General features: G+C 64.0%; 24 protein-coding genes and 1 pseudogene. 15 read left to right on the top strand and 10 right to left on the bottom strand.

Annotated elements, in window-relative coordinates; genetic code table 11:
- The 6 genes and pseudogenes from AC097R_RS20320 to pobA form a co-directional block, all read right to left on the bottom strand.
- A pseudogene (locus tag AC097R_RS20320) lies at positions 1-202 on the bottom strand (methyl-accepting chemotaxis protein); the annotation flags it as partial.
- Between the two features lie 541 nt (positions 203-743).
- Positions 744-1091, bottom strand: a complete 348-nt coding sequence (locus AC097R_RS20315) for a phosphomannose isomerase type II C-terminal cupin domain (RefSeq protein WP_479600042.1) — start codon at positions 1089-1091, stop codon at positions 744-746.
- Between the two features lie 52 nt (positions 1092-1143).
- On the bottom strand, positions 1144-2034 hold the full coding sequence (locus AC097R_RS20310) for a MurR/RpiR family transcriptional regulator (protein WP_479600041.1): 891 nt from the start codon (positions 2032-2034) through the stop codon (positions 1144-1146).
- Between the two features lie 89 nt (positions 2035-2123).
- Positions 2124-5198, bottom strand: a complete 3075-nt coding sequence (locus AC097R_RS20305) for an efflux RND transporter permease subunit (RefSeq protein ID WP_479600040.1) — start codon at positions 5196-5198, stop codon at positions 2124-2126.
- Entirely contained in the window at positions 5195-6418 is a 1224-nt protein-coding gene (locus AC097R_RS20300; RefSeq protein ID WP_479600039.1) for an efflux RND transporter periplasmic adaptor subunit, read from the bottom strand. Before AC097R_RS20300 ends, AC097R_RS20305 begins: the two co-directional genes overlap by 4 nt.
- Before the next feature lie 140 nt (positions 6419-6558).
- The gene (gene pobA, locus AC097R_RS20295; protein WP_479600038.1) at positions 6559-7731 is read right to left on the bottom strand and encodes a 4-hydroxybenzoate 3-monooxygenase; all 1173 of its coding nucleotides are present in this window, start codon (positions 7729-7731) and stop codon (positions 6559-6561) included.
- Positions 7732-7868: 137 nt separating this feature from the next.
- Between pobA and AC097R_RS20290 the strand changes: the two genes are divergently transcribed.
- From AC097R_RS20290 to AC097R_RS20235, 12 genes are all read left to right on the top strand, one after another.
- Positions 7869-8681 carry an IclR family transcriptional regulator domain-containing protein gene (locus AC097R_RS20290; protein ID WP_479600037.1) on the top strand — a complete coding sequence of 271 codons (813 nt, stop codon included), beginning with the start codon at positions 7869-7871 and terminating at the stop codon, positions 8679-8681.
- A 23-nt stretch (positions 8682-8704) separates the two neighbouring features.
- Entirely contained in the window at positions 8705-9340 is a 636-nt protein-coding gene (trhA, locus tag AC097R_RS20285) for a PAQR family membrane homeostasis protein TrhA (RefSeq protein ID WP_479600036.1), read from the top strand.
- Positions 9341-9417: 77 nt separating this feature from the next.
- Complete coding sequence (locus tag AC097R_RS20280) at positions 9418-10665, top strand: DEAD/DEAH box helicase (protein ID WP_479600035.1); 1248 nt, start codon at positions 9418-9420, stop codon at positions 10663-10665.
- Between the two features lie 76 nt (positions 10666-10741).
- Positions 10742-11221, top strand: a complete 480-nt coding sequence (locus tag AC097R_RS20275) for a low molecular weight protein-tyrosine-phosphatase (RefSeq protein ID WP_479600034.1) — start codon at positions 10742-10744, stop codon at positions 11219-11221.
- Positions 11222-11247: 26 nt separating this feature from the next.
- Positions 11248-11571 carry an ATPase with chaperone activity gene (locus AC097R_RS20270; RefSeq protein WP_479600033.1) on the top strand — a complete coding sequence of 108 codons (324 nt, stop codon included), beginning with the start codon at positions 11248-11250 and terminating at the stop codon, positions 11569-11571.
- A gap of 196 nt (positions 11572-11767) precedes the next feature.
- Entirely contained in the window at positions 11768-12772 is a 1005-nt protein-coding gene (locus AC097R_RS20265) for an ABC transporter ATP-binding protein (protein WP_479600032.1), read from the top strand.
- A 65-nt stretch (positions 12773-12837) separates the two neighbouring features.
- Positions 12838-14145, top strand: a complete 1308-nt coding sequence (locus AC097R_RS20260; protein ID WP_479600031.1) for an ABC transporter substrate-binding protein — start codon at positions 12838-12840, stop codon at positions 14143-14145.
- A gap of 102 nt (positions 14146-14247) precedes the next feature.
- Positions 14248-15252, top strand: coding sequence for a carbohydrate ABC transporter permease (locus AC097R_RS20255; protein WP_477890152.1), 1005 nt, complete (start codon positions 14248-14250; stop codon positions 15250-15252).
- On the top strand, positions 15249-16421 hold the full coding sequence (locus AC097R_RS20250) for a carbohydrate ABC transporter permease (RefSeq protein ID WP_479600030.1): 1173 nt from the start codon (positions 15249-15251) through the stop codon (positions 16419-16421). Before AC097R_RS20255 ends, AC097R_RS20250 begins: the two co-directional genes overlap by 4 nt.
- 25 nt (positions 16422-16446) lie before the next feature.
- Complete coding sequence (locus AC097R_RS20245; protein ID WP_479600029.1) at positions 16447-18099, top strand: alpha-glucosidase family protein; 1653 nt, start codon at positions 16447-16449, stop codon at positions 18097-18099.
- 16 nt (positions 18100-18115) lie between these two features.
- Positions 18116-19834, top strand: coding sequence for a glycoside hydrolase family 13 protein (locus AC097R_RS20240; protein ID WP_479600028.1), 1719 nt, complete (start codon positions 18116-18118; stop codon positions 19832-19834).
- Between the two features lie 11 nt (positions 19835-19845).
- Positions 19846-21198 (top strand): MATE family efflux transporter, encoded by a 1353-nt coding sequence (locus AC097R_RS20235; RefSeq protein ID WP_479600027.1) that lies wholly within the window; start codon positions 19846-19848, stop codon positions 21196-21198.
- A gap of 6 nt (positions 21199-21204) precedes the next feature.
- Here AC097R_RS20235 and AC097R_RS20230 read toward each other — a convergent pair whose 3' ends face one another.
- From AC097R_RS20230 to AC097R_RS20220, 3 genes are all read right to left on the bottom strand, one after another.
- The gene (locus AC097R_RS20230) at positions 21205-22092 is read right to left on the bottom strand and encodes an SMP-30/gluconolactonase/LRE family protein (protein WP_479600026.1); all 888 of its coding nucleotides are present in this window, start codon (positions 22090-22092) and stop codon (positions 21205-21207) included.
- Positions 22083-22862, bottom strand: coding sequence for an SDR family NAD(P)-dependent oxidoreductase (locus tag AC097R_RS20225; RefSeq protein ID WP_479600025.1), 780 nt, complete (start codon positions 22860-22862; stop codon positions 22083-22085). Before AC097R_RS20225 ends, AC097R_RS20230 begins: the two co-directional genes overlap by 10 nt.
- A 78-nt stretch (positions 22863-22940) precedes the next feature.
- The gene (locus AC097R_RS20220) at positions 22941-23675 is read right to left on the bottom strand and encodes a FadR/GntR family transcriptional regulator (protein WP_479600024.1); all 735 of its coding nucleotides are present in this window, start codon (positions 23673-23675) and stop codon (positions 22941-22943) included.
- A 74-nt stretch (positions 23676-23749) separates the two neighbouring features.
- Between AC097R_RS20220 and AC097R_RS20215 the strand changes: the two genes are divergently transcribed.
- Both AC097R_RS20215 and AC097R_RS20210 read left to right on the top strand, forming a co-directional pair.
- Positions 23750-24691 (top strand): 2-dehydro-3-deoxygalactonokinase, encoded by a 942-nt coding sequence (locus tag AC097R_RS20215; protein WP_479600023.1) that lies wholly within the window; start codon positions 23750-23752, stop codon positions 24689-24691.
- A complete protein-coding gene (locus AC097R_RS20210) occupies positions 24688-25320 on the top strand; it encodes a 2-dehydro-3-deoxy-6-phosphogalactonate aldolase (RefSeq protein ID WP_479600022.1) in 633 nt (210 codons plus the stop codon). The genes AC097R_RS20215 and AC097R_RS20210 overlap by 4 nt, the downstream gene beginning before the upstream one ends.
- A gap of 5 nt (positions 25321-25325) precedes the next feature.
- Here the strand turns inward: AC097R_RS20210 and rsmI are convergent, their stop codons facing one another.
- The gene (rsmI, locus tag AC097R_RS20205) at positions 25326-26237 is read right to left on the bottom strand and encodes a 16S rRNA (cytidine(1402)-2'-O)-methyltransferase (RefSeq protein WP_479600021.1); all 912 of its coding nucleotides are present in this window, start codon (positions 26235-26237) and stop codon (positions 25326-25328) included.
- Here rsmI and AC097R_RS20200 point away from each other — a divergent pair, their 5' ends adjacent.
- Positions 26238-26627, top strand: coding sequence for a YraN family protein (locus AC097R_RS20200; protein ID WP_479600020.1), 390 nt, complete (start codon positions 26238-26240; stop codon positions 26625-26627).
- Positions 26628-26667 lie beyond the last annotated feature (40 nt).

Below are 26667 nucleotides of genomic sequence, written 5' to 3'. Positions count from 1 at the left end.
GGCGCAATTGCAGAGAAGTTCGCGTGACATCCAGCTGAACGTCCGCCATGCGCATCAATTGCGGCGTGCGGTTGTCGCTCGCTCGCTGGGCCAAAAGTGCTACCTCATTCAAGGAGATCCATGCCGAAACAGCGACCCCAACCAAGGCGAGAACCAACACCCCGCAGACTAGATACAGACGCTTTGCGATGCTCAGTTTCATGGCTGGCTCCGATGTTTTTTGTTTTAAATTTCTTCCCCAAAATAGCTGGGGACAAACTTTCGTCTTGGTCGCGGGAGCATCGTATACCTGTTCTTGCGGATGGCAAGACTATTTCAAGTGATGCCTCATCAACACAAAAAACGGAGCGCTACGGCCGAGTTGCTCTGTGCTCTTTGCACGACTGGCTAAAAGAGGCGTCATCTGGAATTTCCGTTCACTGTCGACTGGGCGCCACGACAACGCGAATTCCGGCAGGGCTCAAAACACTCTAATGAAGTACCTGCGATCCGATGAGACTGAGCCCACCTAGGCAAGGCGGGCAGCTCAAGCAAGCTCGATCCCAATACCGAAAAACTGGCTACCTGGCTGGGAGTGGAGGCAACTAAATCACGGAAGCAGCGTCGAAATTTAAAGCAAATCCACGCGCTGTATGCCTGACGGTTCTGGCGAGAGAACTTTTAAATCCCGCGGCACAGTTTGGATCTCTGGAAGGCAATCGTCATCGATGACGTTGCTGCTGAGCGCGTCGTAGAGAAAGGGTTCAAGCCCGGCCGTAGCGGTCTTCAAACCGCACAATGTCGTCTTCTCCCAGATATGGGCCCATCTGCAGCTCGATCAGCTCCAGCGTGTCGGGGCCCTGGTTGGCCAGGCGATGCTTTACGCCCACGGGGATGTAGACGGTTTCGCCAATCTTCAGCTCCACCACCTCTTCACCCACAGTCACTTCGGCCTTGCCGGCGGCCACTACCCAGCGCTCGGCGCGCTGGTGGTGCAGTTGCAGCGACAGGGTTTGACCTGGGGTCACAGTAATGCGTTTGACCTTGTAGCCCGGCGCTTCGTCCAGAACGGTGAAGGAGCCCCAGGGGCGGGTTTCGAAAGCAGCAGACATGGTGGTGGTCCTTTAAAAAGAGGGGTTGGAAGGTCGTGATCGGAGCGGGACGCTACACATGTTCCCGTTTGTACTTGATGTTCTTTTCCAGCGCCTTGAGTTGCGGCGCCAGATGGGGGCTGCGCTTGGTGGCCACCGCCATCACCAGGATATCAACCACCAGCAGCTGAAGCACCCGCGAAACCATGGGCAGCGCCAGGTTGCTGTCTTCGTCGTGCTCGACGGGGATCACCACATCGGCCATCTGGGCCAGCGGAGAGCCGGTCTTGGTGACGGCGACGATCTTCACCTTGCCCCGCTTGGCGATCTGCGCCGCATGCACCAGGTCCGCCGTGCGGCCCGAGGTGGAGAAGGCAATCAAGCAGTCTTGTGGCTGCGCCATGGTGGCGGTGATGACTTGCTGGTCCGTGTCCTGGCAGACCGTGCAGTTCACACCCAGGTGGTAGAATTTGTGCTGGGCGTCGGTGGCCACAATGCCGGAGTTGCCCACCCCCATGAGCAGCACGTGGCCGTGGCGGTCCAGCGTGGCGTTGATCGCCTGGGCCGCCTGCTGGATGGGCCCAAACCCGGCCGACTTGCGGAATGCGTCAATCGCGGAGATCAGGTTGCTGCTGAGGTTGGCGCCCAGGTTCTCGATGTCATCCTGGTGTTTCAGCGAGTAGTTCACATACGGCAGATCGTGCGACGACGAGCCCAGGTAGAGCACCAGATGCCGCTTGAACTCGGTGAGCCCCTCGTACCCCACACGCCGGCACGCCCGCACTACCGTCGGTTTGCTGACCTTGGCCAGCAGCGAGGCCTGCTCGGCCGACATCTCTAAAAACGCCTTCGGGTCGCTGCATGCCAGCGCCATGACACGCCGCTCGGACTCGGGCAGGCCATCCAACGCATGTTCAATGCGCTGGATGAAGTAGCTCGCGTGAATGGAGGAAGGCGTTGCCATGGCCGGTACACAACATGAATGTACCGATGTTACATAAAAACCTAATTTATATCAATAGTTGCGTAACACGGGTACTTGAGGCCGGCGGATCAAGTCTCCGGCGTTAGCACTGGGCCGGTGCCGCTGAAGCGCTCCAGCATCAGGTAAATCACCGGGGTGATGAAGAGCGTGATGGCCTGGGAGAACACCAACCCGCCTACGACCGCCAGGCCCAGTGGCTGGCGTAACTCGGCGCCGGCGCCAATGCCCAGTGCAATCGGCAGGGCGCCCATCAGCGCGGCCATGGTGGTCATCATGATGGGGCGGAAGCGCAGGATGCAGGCCTCGCGGATGGCCTGTGCCGGCGTCATGCCCTGGTGGCGCTGCGCGTCCAGTGCGAAGTCGATCATCATGATGGCGTTCTTCTTCACGATGCCGATCAACAGCACGATGCCGATGGTGGCGATCAGCGTCAGGTCCTGCCCGAACAGCATCAACGTGGCCAGCGCACCCACCGCAGCCGATGGCAGGCCGGCCAGGATGGTGATCGGGTGGATGTAGCTCTCGTACAGCACGCCCAGCAGCACGTAAATCACCAGCAGCGCCGCAACCACCAGAATGGTCTGGCTGCCCTGCGAGCTCTTGAACACCGCGGCGTCACCGCCATAGGTGCTGATGATGGACACAGGCATCTGGATGGCTGCGCGCGCCGCATCGATCTTGGTTGTGGCATCGCCCAGCGCCGTACCCGGCGCCAGGTTGAAGGACACGGTCACGGCCTGCAACTGGCCCACATGGTTGATGGAGGAGGGCCCCACAGCACGTTCCACCGTGGTGAAGCTGGACATGGGCACCAGCGCGCCGGTGGAGGAGCGCACGTAAATGCCGTTCAGCGCGTGCTCGTCTTGCTTGGCCTCGGGCGCCACTTCCATGATGACCTGGTAGCTGTCGGTGGGCAGGTAGATGGTGGACACCTGGCGCTCCCCAAACGCGCTGAACAGCGCGGTGCGGATGGCGTCGATGGACACGCCCAGCGCGTTAGCCCGGTCCCGGTCGATCTTGAGTTGGGCCTGCAAGCCGCGCAACTGCGCATCGCTGGTCACGTCGCGGAACACGGGGTCGGCGCGCAGCTTCTCCTGCAGTTTGGTGGCCCAGGTGTTGAGCTCGTCCGCGCGCACGCTTTGCAGGATGTACTGGAACTGCGCCTTGCTCTGGCGCCCGCCCAGTTGCAGGTTTTGTGTAGGCCGCATGAAAACGTTGATGCCAGCCACACCGCGCAGCTGCTTGCGCAGGCCTTCCACCACTTTCTTCATGGGCTCGCGCTCAGCCGTGGGCTTCAAGGTCACAAACATGCGGCCGGTGTTTTGCGCACCGCTGCCGCCGTTGAACGAACTCACGGCTGCCACGTTGTTGTCCTTGCGGATGATCTCAGCGGCCCGCTCTTGCAGGCGCACCATCTCGGGGAAGGAGGTGTCCTCGCTGGCCTCGGTGGTCACCTGGATCTGGCCAATGTCTTCCTCGGGGAAGAAACCCTTGGGGATGATCACCAGCAGCCAGGCGGTTGCCACAAAGGTCGCGATGGCCAGACCCACGATCAATGCCCGGTGGGACAGCGCCTTGTCCAGCAGCCGGGTGTAGCCAGCCAGCAGCGCGTTGAAGCCACGCTCGAAACTGCGCACCACGGCGCCAGGCGGCTTCATGTGGGCTTCGTCGGTCAGGAAGCGGCTGGCCAGCATGGGCACCAGCGTCAGCGACACAAAGGCCGACACCACGATGGACAGCCCCACCACCACCGCAAATTCGTGGAACAGCAGGCCGATCACCCCGGGCATGAAGAAGATGGGGATGAACACAGCGATCAGCGAGGTGGAAATCGAGACGATGGTGAAGCCCACTTCGCGCGCGCCGCGCAGCGCGGCCTGGAACGAGTTTTCGCCATGCTCCACGTGGCGGATGATGTTCTCCAGCACCACGATGGCATCGTCCACCACCAGGCCCACGGCCAGCGTCAGGCCCAGCAACGAGATGTTGTCCAGGCTGTACGACAGGCCCCACAGCAAGGCCACCGCCCCCACCAGCGACACTGGCAGCGACAAGGCCGGAATGGCCGTGGCCACAAAGCGGCGCAGGAACAAAAAGATGACCAGCACCACCAGCGCGATGGTGCCAATCAGTGTCAGGGTCACGTCGTGCAGCGCCTCGCGCACGGACACGGAGCGGTCGTTGATCGGCGTCATGCTGACCGACTGCGGCATCTGGCTTTGCAGGGCGGGCAGCGCGTTGCGAATGGAGTCAACCACGCGCACGGTATTGGCGCCGGGCTGGCGCTGGATGGCCAGCGTGATGGAGGTTTCACCGTTCAGCGTGGCCCAGCTCTTCAGCGTTTCCAGGCTGTCTTCCACCACCGCCACATCGCGCAGGCGCACCGGGGTGCCGCCGCGTGTGCTGACGATCAGGTCGGCAAACTCGGCCGCGGTGCGCAGCTGCTTGTTGGCCTGTAACACCAGGGTTTGCTTGGGGCCTTCCAGCGTGCCCACGGGCGTGTTCACGTTAGCGGCTTTCAGGGCGGCGCTGATTTCGTCCAGGCTGATGTTGCGGGTGGCGAGCGCCTCGGGCTGCACGCGCACGCGCACCGCGTAGCGCTTGGCCCCGAAGATGCTGACCTGGGCCACGCCATCCACGGTGGAGAGTGTGGGCGAGATCAGGTGCTCGGCATAGTCCTGCAGGTCCGCGGGCGAGAGCGAGGGCGAGCGCAGTGCAATCAGCAGCACGGGCGCATCCGCCGGATTGACCTTGCGGTACGACGGCGGGTTGGTCATGTCCTGCGGCAGCGCACGTTGGGCGCGCAGCAGCGCGGCCTGCACGTCCACCGCGGCGGCGTCGATGTTGCGGGACTCTTCAAACTCCAGCGTCAGCGAAGTGCTGCCCAGCGTGCTGGTGGAACTGATGGTCTTGAGGCCAGGCACCGTCTGGAATTGTTTTTCCAGCGGCAGCGCCACCGAGGTGGCCATGGTCTCGGGGCTGGCCCCGGGCAGGGATGCAGACACGTTGATGACCGGCGTGTCATAGCTGGGCAGCGCCGACACAGGAATGCTGCGAAAACCAATCACCCCGGCCAGCACGATGGCCAGGTTCAGCAGCACCGTCATCACCGGACGGCGGATAAACAGTTCAGAGAAGTTCATGGCGTGGCGGGCTTGGTGCTGTCCTGGGCCACGGCCTTGCCGTCCTTGTCTTTGGGGGCGCCGGGCGGGTCTTTGGCGTCTTTGCCGCGCTCCACCACCGGGCTATTGGGGCGCAGGTTTTGTTTGCCGTCCAGCACCACGCTGTCGCCCGCCTGGATGCCCGTCACCGCCGCATCACCCGCCTCTGCGTACACCAGCTTCACGGGGCGCAGTATGGCCTTGCCGTCCTCCACCACGTAGACCACGGTGCCGCGTGCGCCCTGGATGATGGCCGCCTGCGGCACCACCACGGCACCTTGGATGGTGGACACGGTTTGTGAAATTTCTACAAAGGCACCGGGCCAGAGCTTGGCGTCCTTGTTGTCAAACACGGCCTTGGCTTTGACCGCGCCTGAGCTCGCGTCCACCAGGCTGTCCACAAACTGCAGGCGGCCCTTGAAGGCACCGCCGCCGTCGGCCAGCGTGGCCGTCACACTGGCGCCGCCGCCTTGCAGTGCCTGCAGGGCATCGCCCAGGTTGCGCTGGGGAATGCTGAACTGCACGCTGATCGGGTCCAGCTGGGTGATGGTGACCAGGGTGGTCACGTTGGCCTGCACCGCGCTGCCGGGGTACACGCTGACGGCGCCTGCGCGCCCCGCATTGGGCGCGGTGATGCGTGAGTAGGACAGCGCCACGCGCGTAGCGTCTATGGCTGCCTGGTCGGCCGCCACGGTGGCGGTGGCGGACTCTACCAGCGCCTGCGCCGTGTCCACCGCACCTTGGGAGATGAAGTTTTGTGCAAACAGCTGCTGAGCTCGCTCGAACTGGCGCTTGGCATCGGCCAGGCTGGCGTTGTCCTTGGCCAGTTGGGCCCGGGCCTTCGCCGCGTTGGCTTCATCGGTGCGCGCGTCCAGCATGAACAGCACTTGGCCTGCCTTGACGAACTGGCCCTCCTTGAAGTGCACCTGGGTCACCGTGCTGGTGACCTGGGACTTGACGTCCACCGTGGTCAGCGGGGCGACGGTTCCGGTGGCCTTCAGCGTGACCGACAAGTCGCGGCTCAACGCTTTGACGGTGCTAACCGTAGCAGGTGCTCCGGCCGCAGCACTGGCCGATGCGGTGGGTGCTGGCGCGGTGGCGGCGGCCTGCGCCGTAGGGGCCTCGGTCTTGCCCGAGCACCCCAGCAGGGCCAGGGGCAACAGGGCGCCAAAAATGAGCAGAGGAGAGCGGGCAAAGTTCATGGGCGGCAACGACGTTGGAATAAAAAAGTTCGGGGAGCGCGACACTGCCGATTGGGCAGCGAACGCTCCATACGAGGACTTTGAATCCTGTTTACCTCACGCCCGCTGTCGGCTTTGTAAAGCCTCCGTAAAGTTCGGCCCTACAGCGGCAGGCCCACGTAGTTTTCGGCCAGCGCGGTAGACGCGGCTTGGGACTGCACCAGGTACGCCAGCTCGGCCTCCTGCAGCTTTTGGCCGATGGCGCCCTCGTCGGGCAAACGGTGCATCAGGCTGGTGAACCACCATGAAAAACGCTCGCCCTTCCAGATGCGCTGCAGGCAGCGCTGCGAGTAGTGGTCGATGCCTGCGGACGACTGCTCCTGGTAGTGCTCGATGAAGGCGGTGCTCAGGTACTTCACGTCGGTGGCGGCCAGGTTCAGGCCCTTCGCGCCTGTGGGCGGCACGATGTGGGCTGCGTCACCCGCCAGGAACATGCGACCAAAGCGCATGGGTTCGGCCACAAAGCTGCGCAGCGGCGCAATACTTTTCTCCAGCGACGGGCCGGTCACCAGCGCCGCACGGGCCTCGGGGTCCAGGCGCAAGCGCAGCTCTTGCCAGAAGGCCTCGTCCGACCAGTTCTGGACCTTGTCGGTGAGCGGCACCTGCAGGTAGTAGCGGCTGCGCGTGGCGCTGCGCTGCGAGCACAGTGCAAACCCACGAGGGCTGTTCACATAAACCAGCTCGTGGTGCACGGGTGGCGTGTCGGCCAGCAGGCCCAGCCAGCCAAAGGGGTAGACCTTCTCGTACTCGGTGATCGCGCCCTGCGGCACGCTGGCGCGGCACACGCCGTGAAAGCCATCGCAACCCGCAATGAAGTCGCAAACGATCTCATGGGTCTGCCCGTCTTTCTCGTAGCGCACGCGGGGCTGGGTGGTGTCAAAGTCGTGCACCGTGAGGTTGCCCGCCTGGTAAATGGTGGGGAGTGCCGCAGCCTGGCGCGCCTCCATCAGGTCGCGCGTCATCTCGGTTTGGCCATAAACCGTCACCTGGCGGCCGCCGGTCAGTGCGCGCATGTCGATGCGGTGGCGTTCGCCACCAAACAGCAGGTCAAAGCCACCATGCACCAGCCCTTCGCGGTGCATGCGCTGGCCCACGCCGGCCTCAATCAACAGGTCGGTGGTGACCTGCTCCAGGATGCCAGCGCGGATGCGCGAGAGCACATAGTCGCCGGTCTGGCGTTCCAGAATGACCGCATCAATGCCCGCCTTGTGCAGCAGCTGGCCGAGCAGGAGGCCGGAGGGCCCGGCTCCGATGATGGCGACTTGGGTGCGCATGAAAACTCCGCGTTCGTGGTGAGCCTTCAGCTTAGTCAGACGCCATCGTTTTGGCATCCCACCGGCCACGCTGTTGCGCGATGAACAGAGTGATTGCGCGACAATCGCACAAAACCAGTTTGCCTGAAGGCCACCCCATGACCCCTACCACCCCCTTGCACCCCAGCACCATCGCGCCGGCCGACCTGATCGCCGGCATGGCCAAGGGCATGGCGGTGCTGGAGAGCTTTGACACCGAGCGCCAGCGCCTGAACGCCACGCTGGCGGCCCAGCGCGCCGGCATCACGCGCGCGGCGGCGCGGCGCCACCTGCTCACGCTGGCCTACCTGGGCTACCTGGAGACCGATGGCAGCTACTACTGGCTCTCCAGCAAAGTGCTGCGCTTTTCGGGCAGCTACCTGGCCTCGGCGCGCATGCCACGTGTGCTGCAGCCCACACTCAACCGGTTGGCGGCACAAACGCAAGAGTCGTTTTCGGCCGTGGTGCTGGACGGGCACGAAGTGGTCATCGTGGCCCGCAGCGGCAATGATTGGCGCAGCTCACCCTCGGGCAAGGCCCAGGTGCTGGCCTACGGTTTGCACCTAGGGGCACGCCTGCCGGCGCACGCCACCTCCACCGGGCGCCTGCTGCTTGCGGCCCTGCCCAAGCCCGCCCTCAGCGACTGGATCAAGGCGCAGCCCCTGCGGCGCCTGACCGCGCACACCGTGACCGATACCAAGGCCCTGCGCCAGAGTATTGACGCCGCGCGGCGGCAAGACTTCTACCTGGCCAGCGAAGAGCACGAGCTGGGTGTGCAAGCCCTGGCCGTGCCACTGCGCAATGTGCAGGGGGACACCGTGGCCGCCCTCAATGTGGTGGCCGCACCGCACCGCTGGACGCCGCAGACCCTGCAGAGCGAGCTGCTGCCGGTGCTGCTGGATGCCGCGCGGGAGCTGCGCCCGCTTTTATAGGTCCAAGCTGCGACAATCGGGGCATGACCGCACGACTCCAAAGCCTGGGTGAAGAAATCGCCAACAGTGTCAGCCACGGGCTGGCGCTGCTGGCTGCCATCGGTGCTGCGCCCTTTCTGATTGCGGCGGCGCGCGACCTCGGGACGGCCAGCCAGATTGGGGCCGTTGTGTTTGCCGTGACCATGGTGCTGCTGTATTTCACCTCCACGCTCTACCACGCGCTGCCCAACGGACGTGCCAAGCGGGTATTTCTCAGGCTGGACTACTGCGCCATCTTCCTGTTCATCGCCGGCAGCTACACCCCGTTCGCGCTGGGCGCGCTGGCCGGCGCCTGGGGCTGGACTCTGTTTGGCCTGGTGTGGGCCTTGGCCGTCGTCGGCGTCATCCTCAAGTCCACCGACAAGCTTTCGCACCCCTGGGTTTCCACCGGCCTGTACCTGTGCATGGGCTGGCTGGTGCTGATTGCCGCTGTGCCGTTGGTGGAGCGCGTGCCGCTGCAGGGCCTGGTCTGGCTGGTGGCCGGTGGTCTGGCCTACACCCTGGGGGTGGTGTTCTTTGTGCTCGATTCGCGTATCCGCTATGCGCATGCGATCTGGCACGGCTTTGTGGTGGCTGGTACTGGTTGCCACTTTTTCGCTGTGATGGGCTACGCCGGCTGATCTCCCGGCTTGCGGCTGACTCGTCCCTCCTATTCTTCTTCCACGTTCCGTTTACTGCCCACCGGGCTCCCCACGCCATGCCCTTTTCCGACCTCGGTATTCCCCCCGCACTGGCGCATGCCATGGTGCTTCAGGGCTATGTCCTGCCCACGCCTGTGCAGGCGCAGACCGTGCCCGTGGCCCTGGACGGGCAGGACGTACTGGCCTGTGCGCAAACCGGCTCCGGAAAAACCGCCGCCTACGCCATGGTGCTGCTGGCGCAACTGGCCAGCCGTACGCCGCATAAGCCCCGCCAGGCCACCGCGCTGGTGGTGGTGCCCACGCGTGAGTTGGCGACCCAGGTCGGCGACACGTTGCGCACCCTGGCCCAGCACGCCGGTCAGGCGGCCCGTGTGACGGTGCTCTTTGGTGGGGTGTCCATCAATCCGCAGCTCATGGGCCTGCGCGGTGGCACCGACATCGTGGTGGCCACGCCGGGTCGCTTGCTGGACGTGGTGGACCACCGCGCCCTCACGCTGGGCGGAGTGCAGACCCTGGTGCTGGACGAGGCAGACCGCCTGCTGGACCTGGGCTTTGCGCAGGAGCTTGATCGCATCCGCAGCCTGCTGCCGGCGCGCCACCAGAGCCTGCTGTACTCGGCTACCTTTCCGGCCGCGGTGCGCGCCATGGCGCAGGCCAGCCTGCACAGCCCCGTGGAGGTGAATGTGGTGGCCGAAGAGGGCGAGCAGCCCGACATCGCCCAGCGCGCCATCGAGGTGGATGGCAGCCAGCGCACCCAGTTGCTGCGTCACTTGATCGCCGAGCAGGGCTGGAGCCGGGTGTTGGTGTTTGTGGCAACCAAATACGCCGCCGAGATGGTGGCCGACAAGCTGCGCCGCGCGGGCCTCCTGGCCGAGCCCTTCCATGCCCAGCTCAGCCAGGGCAAGCGCACCCAGGTGTTGATGGACTTCAAGGCCTCGGCCATTGGCGTGGTGGTGGCGACGGATGTGGCCGCGCGCGGCATCGACATCAGCGACCTGCCCGTGGTGGTGAACTACGACCTGCCACGCTCGGCCACCGACTACACCCACCGCATTGGCCGCACCGCGCGCGCCGGTGCCAGCGGCCTGGCGGTGAGCTTTGTCACCGCCGACATGGAAGCACATTTCCGCCTGATCGAAAAGCGCCACCGCAAGCCCGTGCCGCGCGAGCAGGTGGCCGGCTTTGAGCCCGCGCCGCGTGCCAGCGATGCGCCGGGCGGCACCGCGGGTGGCGGTATCAAGGGCCTGCGGCCCAGCAAGAAAGACAAGCTGCGCGCCGCTGGCCTGCTGCCACCTCTGGCCTGATTGCTATGAAAACAAGAGCTGCTCGCGCAATGGATACGGGGGCTAGAGGCTGATTTGACTTAAAACAGGGGCGCGAATGCCAGACTACCGTTTGTTGTTTGTGTGCATGGGCAATATCTGCCGCAGCCCCACGGCCCATGGCGTGATGCGCCACAAGGTGCAGCAGCGGGGCTGGCAAGACCGTGTGCAGGTGGACTCGGCCGGCACCCACAACTACCACCCGGGCGAGGCGCCGGACCCGCGTTCCCAAACCCACGCAGCCCGGCGTGGCTACGACCTCTCTGACCTGCGTGCCCGCCAGCTGGCCGCGGCCGACTTTGCGCGCGCGGACCTGATTCTGGTCATGGACTGGGACAACCTGGCATTGGCACAAGACCTGTGCCCGCCCGCGCACCAGGCCAAGCTGCGCCGCCTGACCGAGTTTTGCCAGCAGCACGACAGCCCCGTGGTGCCTGACCCGTACTACGGTGGGGCAGGCGGCTTCGACGCGGTGCTCGATTTGGTGGAAGATGCGTGCGACGGCTTGCTGCTGCATGTGCAGCGCCAGCTGCGCTGACCTCCCTTCACCGTCTCCCCCCCCCCATGTCCGACGACTACCAAATCGAAATCCCCCAGAGCTTTCTGGCGCTCTACACCGACACCCGCCGCAACCGCCTGCACACGCCATGGCAAGAGGTGGCCCAGCGCTACGAGCTGTGTGAAGACCTGGCCAACCTGCTGACCACCACGGCGCGCGACATGGAGTTCGGCCTGGGGCTGACTGACGGGGATGTGCTGACGCGCTGCCACCAGGGTTTGCTGGGCGAGGCCGCCGTGGTGACGCCCACGGAGGCGCAGTGGGTGGTGAGCCGTCTGGCCGAGTTGCTGGACTGGGCCCTGCCCCAGTGGGTTACCGAAAATCGGTAACCGGTTGGTAACTTGGTTACCTGAATCCGGGAAATTGTATCGAAAGGTGCTTTCGACGCTTCATTGGACAAAATCGGTTTTGAAAACTGATGGAAAACCGGATTTTCAAGGGTTTTCCCTGAGTGGTTGTATGTGTAATCTGGTTACATTCTGCTGCGTGGCGAGGCGCCGCAGGTCAACCGCAAGGAGCATGCATATGAGTCAGTCCGATGTCCGTTTGCGCGGAATCGTTAAAAACTACGGCAAAGCGGATGTCATCCATGGCATCGATTTGGACATTGAGCCGGGTGAGTTCACGGTGTTTGTCGGCCCCTCGGGCTGCGGCAAGACCACGCTGTTGCGCATGATTGCGGGCCTGGAAGACATCTCTGGCGGCGACCTCAATATCGGTGGTGTGCGCGTCAATGAACTGGGTCCGTCCGAACGCGGTGTGGCCATGGTGTTCCAGAGCTACGCGCTCTACCCCCACAAGACCGTGTACGACAACATGGCCTTCGCCCTGAAGATTGCCAAGACGCCCAAGGCCGAAATCGAACGCCGCGTGCGCGAGGCCTCCGAGATCCTGCAGCTCACCGAATACCTGGACCGCCTGCCCAAAGCCCTGTCGGGTGGCCAGCGCCAGCGCGTGGCCATTGGCCGTGCCATCGTGCGCGACCCCAAGGTGTTTTTGTTTGACGAACCCTTGTCCAATCTGGACGCCGCCCTGCGCACCAAGATGCGCGTGGAGCTGGCCACGTTGCACCGCCGCCTGGGTGCGACCATGGTCTACGTGACGCACGACCAGGTCGAGGCCATGACGTTGGCCGACAAGATCGTGGTGCTGAACAGGGGCAAGGTCGAGCAGGTTGGTCGCCCACTGGAGCTGTACAACAAGCCTGCCAGTCTGTTTGTCGCCAGTTTCATCGGCTCGCCGCAGATGAACCTGATTGGCGGCGAGTTCGCCGCCCGCCACAACGTGGCCACCGTCGGCCTGCGCCCCGAGCACCTGAAGGTGCAGGCGGGCGGTCCCATCCAGGGCACGCTCAAGCACTCCGAGCAGCTGGGCAACGAAACCTTTGCCTACGTCACCGCTGGCGCGCATGGCGACATCACCGCACGCATGGATGGCACGCTGGCGCTGGAGCCTGGCAAGACCATTGAGCTGGGCTTTTCGCCCGAGCACCTGTACCGCTTCAACGCCGAGGGTCGGCGCGTCGACTGACGCACCGCTCCCCCATTTTTTAAGCACCACGGATGGGCCGTGGCGCACCAAGAGGAGAAGAGACGATGTTCAAGAAAACCGTAATCGCCGGAGCGTCCGCTCTGGTACTGGGCACGCTGGTCAGCCCGGCCATGGCCGCCGCCGACTACAAAGGCCCGAATCTGAAGGGTGAAGTGGTCACCATCACCTGCCCCTGGACGGGCGCCGAAGAGGTGTCGTTCCAAAAGGTGATTGATGGCTTTGAAAAAGCCACCGGCGCGACCGTGAAGCACTCCTGCTCACAAAGCTCCGAGCAACAAATCGTGATCGACATCAAGGCCGGTTCGCCGTCCAACATCTCGGTGTTCCCCCAGCCCGGTCTGGCCGCCAACATGGCTGCCATCGGTGGCCTGGTGCCCCTGGGCGAGAAGTCCAAAGAATGGGTGAAGAAGAACTACGCCGCCGGCACCTCCTGGGCAGACCTGGGCACCTACGCCAACAAGGCGGGCAAGAAAGAGTTCTACGGCCTGTTCTACAACGTCAACGTGAAGAGCCTGGTCTGGTACATCCCCGAGAACTTCAAGGAAAAGGGCTACAAAGTGCCCAAGACCATGGAAGACTTGCAAGCCCTGACCAAGAAGATTGCGTCTGACGGCGGCAAAGCCTGGTGTATCGGCCTGGGTTCGGATGCCGCCACCGGCTGGCCTGCCACCGACTGGGTGGAAGACTTCATGCTGCGCACGCAAACCCCTGAGGTGTATGACGGCTGGGTGAGCAACAAGGTCAAATTCAACGACAAGCGCGTGGTCGAGGCTATCGAAGCGTACGGCTGGTTCGCCAAGAACGACGCCTATGTGGATGGCGGCGCCAAGGCCGTGGCCACCGTGAGCTTCAAGGACAGCCCCAAGGGTCTGTTCGGTTCGCCACCCAAGTGCTACATGCACCGCCAGGCGTCCTTCATCCCTGCGTTCTTCCCCGAAGGCAAGGCCGATGACGCTGACTTCTTCTACTTCCCCTCGTTTGCCAGCAAGAAGCTGGGCAACCCGGTTCTGGGTGGCGGCACGATCCTGACCATCACCAAGGAAAGCAAGGCTGCACATGCCTTCATGGACTACATGCAAAGCCCCCAAGCGCATGAAATCTGGATGGCTGACGGCCCCGGCTTCCTGACACCGCACAAGGGTGTGGACCTGGACAAGTACAAGACCAAGGCCCAGAAGAAGCAAGGCGAGATTTTGCTCAACGCAACGACCTTCCGCTTTGACGGTTCCGACCTGATGCCTGGCGCCGTGGGTGCTGGCAGCTTCTGGAAGGGCATGGTCAACTACTCTGGCGGTCAAAGCGCACAGCAGGTGGCAGACGAAATCCAGAAGAGCTGGGACGCGATCAAGTAAGCATCTCCTCTGACGTTGCCCTGGTGGCGCGTCTTCAGGCCGGCGGCTCCGTGCTGCCGGCCTTTTTGAAACCCTTTCACGATACGCAAAAGAGTTGATCCCATGACCGATCAAATCCTCCAGACCATAACCGCCGTGGTGGTCAGCATTGCGTTTTGCCTGCTGTACTTCGCTGGCTCCAACTTTCTGTTGGACAAAATTGTGCACCTCCCCCTGGGGCAAAAGCACCAGCGCGAGCGGGTGCGTTCCAGCATACGACCCTGGCTGTTTTTGGCCCCTGCGTTGCTGCTACTTGGCACGTACCTGCTGTATCCGTTGTTCGAGACTTTTCGTCTCAGCTTTTTCGATGCCACCGGCGAACAGTTCGTCGGCCTGGCCAACTACCAATGGGTGTTGGTAGACCAGAATTTCCTGCTCACCATCCGCAACAACTTCTTGTGGCTGGTGGTGGTGCCTGCGGCCGCCACGGGCTTGGGCCTGATCGTGGCCGTCCTGGCCGACCGCGTGTGGTGGGGCGGCTTTGCCAAGTCCATGGTGTTCATGCCCATGGCCATCAGCTTTGTGGGCGCCAGCGTGATTTGGAAGTTTGTCTATGACTTCCGCGGGCCAGAGTCGGACCAGATCGGCATCCTGAACGCCATCGTCGTCGGGCTGGGCGGCCAGCCGCAGGCCTGGGTCACCGTGCCGTTCTGGAACAACTTCTTCCTCATGGCCATCCTGATCTGGATCCAAACCGGCTTTGCCATGGTGATCCTGTCGGCCGCACTGCGCGGCGTGCCGAACGAAACCATTGAAGCCGCCCGTATCGACGGGGCCAGCGAGCTGCAGATCTTCTTTGAAATCATGGTGCCCCAGGTCATGTCCACCATCCTTGTGGTGTGGACCACCATCACCATCACCGTACTCAAGGTGTTTGACATCGTGATGGCCATGACCGGTGGCCAGTGGGACACCAGCGTCCTCGCCAACCTGATGTACGACTGGATGTTCCGCGGCGGTGGCGACTACGGGCGCAGCTCTACGCTGGCCATGGTGCTCATGTTTGCGGTGGTGCCTGTCATGGCGTTCAATATCCGCCGGTTCCGGACCGAGGAGGCCCAGCGATGAAAAAATACTTCAGCTTTCCCTCGATCGCCGCGCAGCTCTTGCTGCTGGCCATCGTGGTGCTGTGGGTGCTGCCCACCTTCGGCTTGCTGGTGTCCAGCTTCCGCGAGAAGCAGCAGCTGGCCTCCAGCGGCTGGTGGACGGCCCTGTCCACCCAAACCCGTGCCGACATGCGCCGCACGGCTGGCGCACAAAGCCTGGTCAAGGAAGGCGACCGCTATGTGATCAGCGGCCGCCTGTTCCCCGAGCAGTCGGGGATCAAGATCAAGAAGTTCTCCCTCAAGTCGGGTAACCCCGGCGAGTTTGCCGTGGGCACGGCGGCTGAGGTGGCGGACGGCCAGGTGTTCGACGAAGAAGATGGCCAACCCGATGGCACGCTGACCGTGCAGGCCGATGGCAGCTACCGCCTGGAGCTGAGCCAGAACTACGACAAGGACCGCGGTGTGCGGGTGTTCTATGTGGCCGAATCGCCCCCGGTGTTTTTGACGCAGAACTACGAAAAGGTGGTGGCGTCCGAGGGCGTGGGCCAGGCCTTTCTCAACACCTTCAAAGTGACGATTCCCGCCACGTTTATTCCGATCCTGATCGCGGCCTTCGCGGCCTATGCCTTCAGCTGGATGGAGTTCCCGGGGCGCAAATGGCTGTTCGTGGTGGTGGTGGGCCTGCTGGTGGTACCGCTGCAAATGTCGCTGATCCCGCTGCTGCGTCTGTACAACCAATTGGGTGAGGCGCTGGGGGTGGAGAGCAAGTCGTACATGGGGGTGTGGCTGGCGCACTCGGCCTTTGGCCTGCCGCTGGCCATTTACCTGCTGCGCAACTACATCGCCTCCTTGCCCCGCGACATCATCGAGAGCGCGCGCATGGATGGCGCCTCGCACTTCCAGATTTTCCTGGGCATCGTGCTGCCGCTGTCGATTCCTGCGCTGGCCAGTTTTGCCATCTTCCAGTTCCTCTGGGTGTGGAATGACTTTTTGATCGCGCTGGTATTCCTGGGCAAGGCACCCGACCAGATCGTGCTGACCATCAAGCTCAATGACCTGTTGGGTTCCCGCGGCGAGAGCTGGGAAATTCTGACGGCCAGCGCTTTTGTGTCTATTGCGGTGCCTGTGGCGGTGTTCTTCTCGCTGCAGCGCTTCTTTGTGCGCGGCCTGCTGTCCGGTTCCGTCAAGTAACGGTTTTCTCTTCTCTTTTTTCTGTATGACCAAAGCATCGAACGACAACTGGTGGCGCGGCGGCGTCATTTACCAAATCTACCCCCGCAGTTTTGCCGACAGCAATGGCGATGGCATCGGTGACCTGGACGGCATCACCGCCAAGCTGGACTACGTGGCTGCGCTGGGTGCCGACGGCATCTGGCTCTCGCCCTTCTTCAAGAGCCCGATGAAGGACTTCGGCTACGACGTCAGCGACTACTGCGACGTGGACCCCATGTTCGGTACCGTGGCCGACTTCCGCAAACTGGTGGACCGTGCCCACGCGCTGGGTTTGAAGGTCATGATCGACCAGGTACTGTCGCACAGCTCGGACCAGCACCCCTGGTTTGTCGAGAGCCGCTCCAGCCTTACCAACCCCAAGGCTGACTGGTATGTGTGGGCCGATGCCCAGAGCGATGGCACGCCCCCCAACAACTGGCTCTCCATCTTCGGCGGTAGCGCCTGGCAGTGGGACACCCGCCGCTGCCAGTACTACATGCACAACTTCCTGACGAGCCAGCCAGACCTGAACTTCCACAGCCCCGACGTGCAGAACGCTTTGCTGGACACCGTGAAGTTCTGGTTGGACTTGGGGGTAGACGGCTACCGCCTGGACACCGCCAACTTCTACTTCCACGACGCGCAGCTGCGCAGCAACCCGCCCCGTGGCCGCCCTGATGGCGAAGACCCTGCCGTCAATGCCGTGAACCCCTACGGCTGGCAGTGGCACCAACACGACAAGAGCCAGCCCGAGAACCTGGTCTTCCTGCGCCGCCTGCGCGCGCTGCTGGACCAGTACCCCAACACCACCATGGTGGGCGAGATTGGCGACGACGACGGCCTGGCCCGTGTGGCCGAATACACCAGCGGCGGCGACAAGCTGCACATGGCGTACTGTTTTGACCTGCTGGGCACGGCGCACAGCGCAGCGCACTTCCGCGGCTTTGTGCAGCGCTTTGAAGAAGTGGCACCCGGGGGGTGGCCCTGCTGGGCGCTGTCAAACCACGACGTGGTGCGCGTAGCCAGCCGATGGGGCAGTGCGGACAAGGCCGCCCACCCCGACCTGTTGCGCCTGGGCGCGGCCCTGCAAATGAGCTTGCGCGGTTCGCCGTGCATTTACCAGGGCGACGAGCTGGGCCTGCCCGAAGCCGACATCGCGTTTGAAGACCTGCAAGACCCCTATGGCATCACCATGTGGCCGGAGTTCAAGGGCCGTGACGGTTGCCGCACGGCCCACCCATGGGCCAAGGACTCGGCCGACCTGGGCTTCTCCAGCGCGGCCACGCCGGCTGCCCCCTGGTTGCCGGTGATCGAGCCGCACCGCGCGCTGGCGGTGGATGTGCAGGAGCGCGACAAGGGTTCTTTGTTGCATTTCTACCGTGGCTTGCTGCGCTGGCGAAAAACCCAACCAGCGTTGGTCAACGGCACGCTCACCGTGCTGCCGGCCCATCCGCAAGTGCTGGCCTTTGTGCGTGCGTATGAAGGCCAGCAAGTGCTGTGCGTGTTCAACTTCAGCGACACCGCGGCGCAGTGGGACATTCCGGCGGTCTATGCCGCGTCCACAGCGCTGGCAGGCAGTGGCCTGGCCGATGCACCCCGTGCTGGCAACACGCTGCAGCTGGCACCTTGGGGTGGGGCTTACTACCGCCTGGGTTAAGCCCGGCAGTCGCACCATGGCTGCCTCTTCTGTAACGCGCCCGCCCGACGCCGACTGGAAACAGTCGGTGGTCTACCAGATCTACCCGCGCAGCTTTTGCGATAGCAATGGTGACGGGATCGGCGACCTGCCCGGCATCACCTCCAAGCTGGACTACCTGCAGGCGCTGGGGGTGGACGTCATCTGGCTCTCGCCGGTGTACCGTTCGCCCAACGACGACAACGGTTACGACATCAGTGACTACCGCGCCATCATGGCGGAGTTCGGCACCATGGCCGACTTCGACGCCATGTTGGCGGCTATGCACGCACGCGGTATCCGGCTGATGATGGACCTGGTGGTCAACCATACATCCGACGAACACCCCTGGTTCCAGCAGGCCCGCCAGAGCCGCGACAACCCGTACCACGATTACTACCTCTGGCGCGATATGCCCGCTGATGGCGGCCTGCCCAACAACTGGGAGGCCGCGTTCAGCGGCTCGGTGTGGGAGCCCAACCCGGCCACGGGTGAGTACTATCTGCACATGTTCTCCAAGAAGCAGCCCGACCTGAATTGGGAGAACCCCAAGGTGCGGCACGAGGTCTATGCCCTCATGCGTTTCTGGCTGGACAAGGGGGTGGATGGCTTCCGCATGGATGTGATCAACATGATCTCCAAGCCCTTGGGACTGCCCGATGCGCCCGTGATTCGGGGCGGCCACTTGCAACCCAGCTTTGGCATGGTGACCAATGGCCCACGCCTGCTGGAATTCCTGCGCGAAATGAAAGCAGAGGCGCTGGACGGCTACGACACGATCACGGTGGGTGAGGCGCCGCTGGCGACCATCCAGCAAGGCATAGATATCACCAATGCGCAGACCGGCGCGCTGAACATGTTGTTCCAGTTTGAGCACATGGACCTGGATTCCATTCCCGGGGATGGCCGTGGCAAATGGGCGCTGAAACCCCTGGCGCTGACCGACCTGAAGGCCAGCATGTCGCGCTGGCAGGACGCACTGTGGCAAACCGGCTGGAACAGCCTATACCTGAGCAACCACGACCAGCCGCGGCCTGTGTCGCGTTGGGGCGATGACGGTGTGCACCGTGTCGCTTCGGCCAAGATGCTCGCCACCTTGTTGCATGGCCTGCAGGGCACGCCCTATGTGTACCAGGGCGAAGAACTGGGCATGACCAATGTGCGCTTTGCGCGTATCGAGGACTACCGCGACATCGAATCGCTGAACATGTACCGCGAAGCGGTGCAGGAGCGCAAAGAGGCCCCAGCCGACGTGTTGGCGCGCATCCACACCAAGGGCCGCGACAACGCACGCACGCCCATGCAGTGGGACGCCTCTGCACATGGTGGCTTTACCACTGGCGTGCCCTGGATCCAGAGCAACCCGAACTACCCCACGGTGAATGCCGCGCAGGCCCAGGCGGATGCGGACTCGGTGTGGCACTACTACCGCCGCCTGATTGCTCTGCGCAAGAGCACGCCGGTGCTGGTGCAGGGGCACTACGCGCTGTTGTTGCCGGACGATGCTGCGGTGTACGCCTACACCCGCACGCTAGGTCCAGACACGGTGCTGGTGGTCTGCAACTTCACGGCCAGTGAGCAGGACTTTGTGCTGCCAGCCCATGTCGGATTTGAAACGCAGGCGCTGTTGATGGCCAACTATGCGGTGGACCCCGCAGAGAGCGCACGCCGCTTCACGCTGCGAGCTTTCGAAGCACGGATGCTCGCTTTGCGCTAAGGTTCGTGGCCATGACTGCGCCCGACCGCCCCCGCCTCAACATGATCGCGGGCCCTTTGCTGGGCGAATTTTTGCTGGGCATGAGTGTGGCCATGGGCGGCCTGTGGCTGGCCTCGCATACCTCCGACGCCGCAGCCGGCGCCTTCGGACTGGTGAACCAGATTCTGGAAACCCTGTTTGTGGTGTTCCGCGTGCTGGCCATTGGTCTGGGTGTCGTGGTCACGCAGTACTTGGGCGGCCAGCAATTTGCGGCGGCCCGCCGCGCGGCCTTGCTGGCCTTGGGCGCCAGCACCTGGGCGGGGGCGCTGGTCGTGTGCATAGTGGTTGCGGGCAACGACCTGGTGCTGGATTGGCTCAACGCGCCCGACCAGATCGTGGTGCTGGCGGCGCCCTATCTGCAGTGGTTTGCGCCCGCCCTGATGCTGGAGGCCTACAACCTCAGCATGGCCTCGGTGTTGCGCGCGCACCTGCACTCCAGGGACTCGCTCAAAGTGATGATCGTCATGCACAGCAGCCATTTGCTGCTGGCCGCGCTGCTGATGCGCGACTGGGGCGAATGGGATGGCATGGGCCTGGAGGGCTATGCGATTGCCATGCTGATCAGCCGTGCGCTGGGGCTGGTCATGCACCTGTGGTTCTGGCGTATTCGCATGCAGCTGGTACCGCGTTGGCGCGACTGGTGGGCCGCCTCCTGGAAGGACCTGGCACCCGTGCTGCGCGTGGGGCTGCCCGGTGCGGGGGTGGAGGTGGCCTACCGTGGCGCCTTCATGGTGTCGCTGGCTGCGACCGCACGCCTGGGGGTCACCGCGCTGGCCACCCACTCGTACACGCTGCAGTTGCTGAAGTACGTGCTGTTGACCAGCATGGCGATTGGTTGGGCCTGCGAAATCATGGTGGGCCGACTGGTGGGGGCGGGCGACCTGCGTGTGGCCAATGTGCTGGTGCGCAAGGCTGTGCGTAACGGGCTGTTGGCATCGGGCTCGCTGGCATTGTTGGCGGCACTGGGTGCGCCGTGGTTGATGCGCATCTTCACCAAAGACCCGGCCGTGATCCATGCGGCGCAAACGCTGTTGTGGTTGTCGCTATTGCTGGAAACCGGCCGTGTGTTCAACTTGATCTTGAATGGAGCCCTGCGCGCGACCGGCGATGCGCTGTACCCCGCTGCGTCCAGCGTGGCGTCGTTGGTGTTGGTGCTGGGGGTGGGGTCGTTCTGGCTGGGCCGGCTGTTTGGCCTGCCGGGTATCTGGATGGCCTATGCCATTGATGAATGGATTCGGGGGCTGTTGCTGTTGGCCCGCTGGCTGTGGCGCGGTTGGTTGCCCAACGCGCGCGACAGTCGCCGGCGCTTGCGCGCCGGCGAGTAGGCAGGGTCAGCCAAACGTGCAGGGCAGCACGCCTTGCACACCGGGTTCCAGCACAAAGATGCTGCCCGCCAGCGGGTAGCGTTCTAGCGTGGCATCGTCCAGCCCAACACGGGCACTGGTCACCAGCAGTTGGTCCAGGTTCTTGCCACCGAACGCCATGCTGGTGATCTGCGTTGCAGGCAGGGGAATGGTGCGAAGCAAGGTGCCCTGTGGCGCGAACTGCCGTATGCAGCTGCCGCCCCAAAATGCCACCCACACATTGCCGTCACGGTCCAGCGTCATGCCATCGGGCGTGCCGTCTTCGCCACCAAACTTGTTCCACACCGTCTTGCCCGTCAGCACGCCTTGGGGGGAGAGGTCGTAGCGGTAGACGGTGTCCAGGAACGAGTCGGTGTGGAGCATCCAGCGACCGTCGTGCGCGATGGCCGGGCCGTTGGCGATGTAGATACCGCTTTCGACTACGCTGATCTCCCCGGATGGTGCGAGTTGGGCCAGGCGGCCCTGGCGCAAACCGGGTTCGTCGTTGCGCATGGAGCCAGCCCAGATGCGGCCATGGCAGTCGGCCTTGCCATCGTTCAGGCGCACCAGCGGTTCGCCCGGGTGCGGCGTGCCGATGGGTTCTATGCGCAGGCTGGGCTCCAGCCACAGGCGAACAAAGCCCGACTGCAGGCCGGCAATGAACCCATCACCGTCGGTGCGCGGGATCAACCAGCCAATGCGCTCGGGCATGGCCCAGGTTTGGCGCGTGTCTGTCTCGGGGTTCCAGACATGGAGTGCCTTGCCATGGACGTCGACAAAATAGAACTGTTGGCTGGTGGCGTGCCACATCGGGCCTTCGCCCAGTTGCAGGTTCGCAGGCCAGACGGTGGGAATGGTGGGCGTGCTCAGGTCCATCCGGCGTCCACCACAAAGTCTTGCGCCGTCACCATGCGGCTGTCGTCCGCCGACAGGAAAAGGGCCATATTGGCCACGTCGCTGCCCACAATGCGGCCGGGCAGGCACTGGTTCTCGTCCATGGCTTTTTCGCCGGCTTCGTCCACCCACATGGTGAGCTGCTTCTCGGTCATGATCCAGCCGGGCGACAGGGTGTTCACGCGGATATTGAGCTTGCCCAAGTCCCGGGCCAGGCTACGCGACAGGCCCACAGTGGCCGACTTGCAGGTGGCGTACACGGGGTAGCCCGCGCCCTTGATCATCCAGCTGATGGACCCCAGGTTGACGATGGAACCACCGCCCAGGCGCTTCATGCCCTCGACCACGGACTGTGCCGCAAAGAAGGCCGGGCGCAGGTTGATGGCCACGCGCCAGTCAAAGTCGTCGGGCGTCACATCGGCCAGGTCGTGGCGCTGGTCGTTGGCCACGTTGTTGACCAGCACGCTGATGTCACCAAAGCGCTCGGCCGTGGTCGCAATGGCGGCCTTCAGCGCGGCCACATCGGCGGCATCGCTTTGCAAAAACAGCGGGGTGGGGCCGAATGCGGACGCGGCTTCGATGACCTGCGCGGCCGACTCGGCGTTGCGGCCCGTGAAGGCCGCCTGGGCGCCCTGGCGGGCGTAGGCGATCACGATGTCCGCGCCAATGCCGGAGCTGCCGCCCGTGACAAAGACCGTGCGCCCAGCGAGGCTGGGGTAGGTCGCAAATGTGGAAAGGGATGGGGTTTGCATAGGAGGGTGGGAAGTTGCCTACAAATTGTAATGGGAATGCCTAAATCATCATACAAATAAACCCGAATCCCGAGCAAATCACACGGACGGTGGAATCACCGCCCGTTTCATCAGCGACCGGGTGTCCGAAAGCATGCCCGCCATGCGGTGCAGCGCACTCTGGGCGTCGCGGGCCTGGATGGCTTCAAACACCTTTTGGTGGTCCGGCAGGGCCTGTTTGAAATTCTCGGAAGTGCGGGCGCTCACGGCCAGCAGCGACTCCAGTGCGCTACCAATGATGGCGGCCAAGGGCATCAGCAGCGGGTTGTTCGTGGCCTTGAGCACGGCGGTGTGAAAGGCCAGGTCGGCCTGCACCCATTCGCTGATCTGGTGGGCGTCCTGCATCGCGTCCAGCGCCTTGGCAATGTCGGCTAGCTGTTCAGGCCGGTGGCTGGTGGCGGCTAGGGCGGCGGCCGATGGTTCGATGATCTCGCGCAACTCGGTCAGGTGCTGCAAAAACTCGGCATCCGCGCCCGTGGCGCAGCGCCAGGCCAGGATGTCGGGGTCCAGCAGGTTCCACTGCTCAGTGGGGCGGACCCGGGTGCCAATGCGCGGGCGGGGCTCCAGCAGGCCCTTGGCAGCCAGCACCTTGATGGCTTCGCGCAGCGCGGTGCGGCTGACCGCCAGCTCCGCGCAGAGCTGGTCCTCATTGGGCAGCAAGGCCCCCGCCGCATAGACGCCACCGACCACCCGGCGCCCCAACTCGTTGACCACCTGGCCATGCAGGTTGCGTCCGGCATAGGTGGCGTGGTTGGGGGTTGCGGAAGGCTTCATTGGGCAGGGCGACGGTGTTTTGCGGCAAAATCGAGTTTAATCATCATATGTTTAAATTCACCTGAACATCCACTGTGAACTCCAAAAATATGGCCGCCAACCCTGCTGTTTCGATTGTCGGTGTGGACTGGGGTACCACCCACCGCCGCGCCTACGCCATCACGGGCGACGGCCTGTGCGCGCGTGAAATCTCCGATTCCGACGGCGCCCTGGCCTGCAAAGGCCGCTTCCCCGCAGCCCTGGATGCCGCGCTGCAAGCGCTGGAGGTGCAGGGCACGGGCGTGGTGTTGGCCGGCATGGTGGGCAGCGCGCTGGGTTGGCACGAGGTGCCGTATGTAGACAGCAGCGTGCCCGTGCAAGACCTGGCCGCCCATGCCATGCGGGTGTCTGACGCCGCGCCAGGCGTGTCGGCCATCATCATTCCGGGTTACCGTGTGCGCAATGCGCAGGGTGTACCCGATGTGATGCGCGGCGAGGAAACCCAGCTGCTGGGCGCCTGGGCCCTCGGCCACCGCAGTGGCTGGTTTGTGTTGCCAGGCACGCACAGCAAGTGGGTGGAGTTGGACGAAGGCCGCGTGGTGCAACTGCGCACCTACATGACGGGTGAATTGTTCGACTTGCTCAGCAAACATGGCACGGTGGCCGCGGCGGCCGGTGGTGCGACTCCCGTGTGGGACGAGACAGCCTTTGCCGAGGGCGTGAAGGCCGCAGGCCACCACGCACTGAGCCACCAGATTTTCAGTGTTCGGGCGCGCGTGGTGTGCAAGGACATGCCGGCCTCCAGCACCACCGCATACCTGAGCGGCCTGCTGATTGGCACCGAACTGAAAGACGTGCTGCAGGGCAGCGCAGGCACGGGCCCCCAGGGCACGTTCAAGCTGCTGGGTTCGCCGCAGCTGGCAGCCCACTACCAAACCGCGGCCCAGCATCTGGGCCTGTCGTTCGACATCCTCGATGCCAAGGCCGCCTTTGTGGCGGCCATCCACCACATTCACCTGAACTGGAAACCCCTATGAGCGATTCCCTGGACCTGTTGGCGCGTGCGCGCCGCACCCCCTTGGTGGCCATCCTGCGCGGGCTGTTGCCCGCTGAGGCGCAGGCCGTGGGTGAAGCACTGGTTGAAAGCGGCTTTCGCACGCTGGAGGTGCCCCTGAACCGCCCCGGCGCGCTGGAGTGCATTGCCGCGCTGGCGCGCACCCTGCCGGCCGACGCCATCGTGGGCGGCGGCACCATGCTGACCGTGGCCGATGTGGAGGCCGTGCACGCCGCCGGCGGCCGCCTGATGGTCTCGCCCAACTGCGATGTGGCGGTGATCCGCCGTGCGGTCGAGCTGGGCATGCTGTGCGCGCCCGGTGTGGCCACGCCCACGGAGGCGTTTGCCGCGTTGCAGGCGGGTGCCCACGCGCTCAAACTGTTCCCTGCTGAGATGGTGGGCCATGGCGGCATCAAGGCGTTGAAGTCGGTGCTGCCCGCCGGGACCGACCTGTGGCCCGTGGGCGGCATCACCCCTGAAAGCATGGGCCCCTGGAAGAAGGCTGGCGCTACCGGCTTCGGCATTGGCAGCCAGTTGTTTGCGCCGGGCACCTCCGCGGCCGATGTGCTGGTGCGGGGGCGTGCCTACGTGCAGGCCTGGCAGCAGGCCTGAAGCGTTTAGCCCTGCTTCAGGGCCAGGGCCCGCTCGTACAGCGCGTTGCGGGCCTCGCCGGTGATATCTGCAGCCAGTTTGACCGCGGTTTTCAGTGGCAACTCTTCCAGTAGCAGCTTGAGCACCCGGTCGTCCGGCGCCTGCGCCGCGCTGGCCGGTGCAGGATGAATCACCAGCGCGAACTCTCCCCGCAACCGGTTCGCATCGGCAGCCAGCCAGGCGGTAAAATCGCTGGCCGCTACCGTGGCAATTTCTTCAAATTGTTTGGTCAATTCGCGCCCAATCGTGACCAGGCGCGCCTCTAGCGGTGCCAGCGCTAGGGCCAGCGCCTCAATGCGGTGGGGTGCCTCCAGCAGCACCACGGCGCGACGTTCTTCCGACAGGACCTGCACCTCGTGTGCCCGCTCGGTGGCCTTGGAGGACAAAAAACCCCGGAACACAAAACCGCTGTGGCCCTCGCCCCCTTCGGCCAGACCCGCTGCGCACAAGGCGGTGGTCACGCTGCTGGCGCCCGGCAAGGGGATGCTGCGCAGGCCCGCGGCACGCACCTGGGCCACCAGCCGTGCGCCGGGGTCGCTGATGCCCGGGGTGCCCGCGTCGCTCACATAGGCCACACGCTGGTCCTGGCGCAGGCGGTCCACCACCACTTCTGCGGCCTGGGCCTCGTTGTGCTGGTGCACTGCCAGCAGTTGGCCGGATGATTTGTCGATGCCGTAGGCGCGCAGCAGTTGCTGGGTGTGGCGCGTGTCTTCGCAGGCAATGGTGTCGGCCAGCGCCAGCACATGCAGCGCGCGCAGGCTGATGTCGGCAAGGTTGCCAATCGGGGTGGCCACCAGGTACAGCGCGCCCTGCGGATAATGCTGCGCACCGGCGGCCTCTTTGGCAGCGGACAGGGCAGAGATAAAAGACGCACTCATATGGGTTTCTTTCCAACACGACCATCAGCATCCGTCACCACCAAACAACTGGGGGACGCGGGGGAAGCCACGGCGCTGCGGCATCTGCAGGCGCAGGGACTGCAACTGGTCGAGCGCAATTATCGAACCCCCGGACGCGGTGGCGGAGAAATCGACCTGATCATGCGTGCGCCCGATGGCACGCTGGTGTTTGTGGAGGTGCGCAAACGGGCCTCCACCACGCATGGTGGCGGTGCCGCCAGCGTAAGCGCCACCAAACAGCGGCGCATCATCTTTGCGGCGCAGCACTACCTGCTGCGGCTGCGCACGCTGCCGCCGTGCCGGTTTGACGTCATGGTGCTGGACGGTGACCAGGTGCAGTGGCTGCAAGCGGCCTTCGACGCATCTTGATACAGGCCTTGACGTGCCAGCCAAAAGGGCCTTTGAGGCC

It is taken from the genome of Rhodoferax sp. ZS1R25 (assembly GCF_056521335.1).
The sequence above is the reverse complement of the archived record's forward strand: the minus strand, read 5'-3'. Positions and strand labels throughout refer to the sequence as shown.

Excerpts from the sequence above, each read along its gene's own strand:
- AC097R_RS20315 (WP_479600042.1), bottom strand. The coding sequence starts at position 1,091 with ATGTCTGCTGCTTTCGAAACCCGCCCCTGGGGCTCCTTCACCGTTCTG.
- AC097R_RS20310 (WP_479600041.1), bottom strand. The coding sequence starts at position 2,034 with ATGGCAACGCCTTCCTCCATTCACGCGAGCTACTTCATCCAGCGCATT.
- AC097R_RS20305 (WP_479600040.1), bottom strand. The coding sequence starts at position 5,198 with ATGAACTTCTCTGAACTGTTTATCCGCCGTCCGGTGATGACGGTGCTG.
- AC097R_RS20300 (WP_479600039.1), bottom strand. The coding sequence starts at position 6,418 with ATGAACTTTGCCCGCTCTCCTCTGCTCATTTTTGGCGCCCTGTTGCCC.
- pobA (WP_479600038.1), bottom strand. The coding sequence starts at position 7,731 with ATGCGCACCCAAGTCGCCATCATCGGAGCCGGGCCCTCCGGCCTCCTG.
- AC097R_RS20290 (WP_479600037.1), top strand. The coding sequence starts at position 7,869 with ATGACCCCTACCACCCCCTTGCACCCCAGCACCATCGCGCCGGCCGAC.
- trhA (WP_479600036.1), top strand. The coding sequence starts at position 8,705 with ATGACCGCACGACTCCAAAGCCTGGGTGAAGAAATCGCCAACAGTGTC.
- AC097R_RS20280 (WP_479600035.1), top strand. The coding sequence starts at position 9,418 with ATGCCCTTTTCCGACCTCGGTATTCCCCCCGCACTGGCGCATGCCATG.
- AC097R_RS20275 (WP_479600034.1), top strand. The coding sequence starts at position 10,742 with ATGCCAGACTACCGTTTGTTGTTTGTGTGCATGGGCAATATCTGCCGC.
- AC097R_RS20270 (WP_479600033.1), top strand. The coding sequence starts at position 11,248 with ATGTCCGACGACTACCAAATCGAAATCCCCCAGAGCTTTCTGGCGCTC.
- AC097R_RS20265 (WP_479600032.1), top strand. The coding sequence starts at position 11,768 with ATGAGTCAGTCCGATGTCCGTTTGCGCGGAATCGTTAAAAACTACGGC.
- AC097R_RS20260 (WP_479600031.1), top strand. The coding sequence starts at position 12,838 with ATGTTCAAGAAAACCGTAATCGCCGGAGCGTCCGCTCTGGTACTGGGC.
- AC097R_RS20255 (WP_477890152.1), top strand. The coding sequence starts at position 14,248 with ATGACCGATCAAATCCTCCAGACCATAACCGCCGTGGTGGTCAGCATT.
- AC097R_RS20250 (WP_479600030.1), top strand. The coding sequence starts at position 15,249 with ATGAAAAAATACTTCAGCTTTCCCTCGATCGCCGCGCAGCTCTTGCTG.
- AC097R_RS20245 (WP_479600029.1), top strand. The coding sequence starts at position 16,447 with ATGACCAAAGCATCGAACGACAACTGGTGGCGCGGCGGCGTCATTTAC.
- AC097R_RS20240 (WP_479600028.1), top strand. The coding sequence starts at position 18,116 with ATGGCTGCCTCTTCTGTAACGCGCCCGCCCGACGCCGACTGGAAACAG.
- AC097R_RS20235 (WP_479600027.1), top strand. The coding sequence starts at position 19,846 with ATGACTGCGCCCGACCGCCCCCGCCTCAACATGATCGCGGGCCCTTTG.
- AC097R_RS20230 (WP_479600026.1), bottom strand. The coding sequence starts at position 22,092 with ATGGACCTGAGCACGCCCACCATTCCCACCGTCTGGCCTGCGAACCTG.
- AC097R_RS20225 (WP_479600025.1), bottom strand. The coding sequence starts at position 22,862 with ATGCAAACCCCATCCCTTTCCACATTTGCGACCTACCCCAGCCTCGCT.
- AC097R_RS20220 (WP_479600024.1), bottom strand. The coding sequence starts at position 23,675 with ATGAAGCCTTCCGCAACCCCCAACCACGCCACCTATGCCGGACGCAAC.
- AC097R_RS20210 (WP_479600022.1), top strand. The coding sequence starts at position 24,688 with ATGAGCGATTCCCTGGACCTGTTGGCGCGTGCGCGCCGCACCCCCTTG.
- rsmI (WP_479600021.1), bottom strand. The coding sequence starts at position 26,237 with ATGAGTGCGTCTTTTATCTCTGCCCTGTCCGCTGCCAAAGAGGCCGCC.
- AC097R_RS20200 (WP_479600020.1), top strand. The coding sequence starts at position 26,238 with ATGGGTTTCTTTCCAACACGACCATCAGCATCCGTCACCACCAAACAA.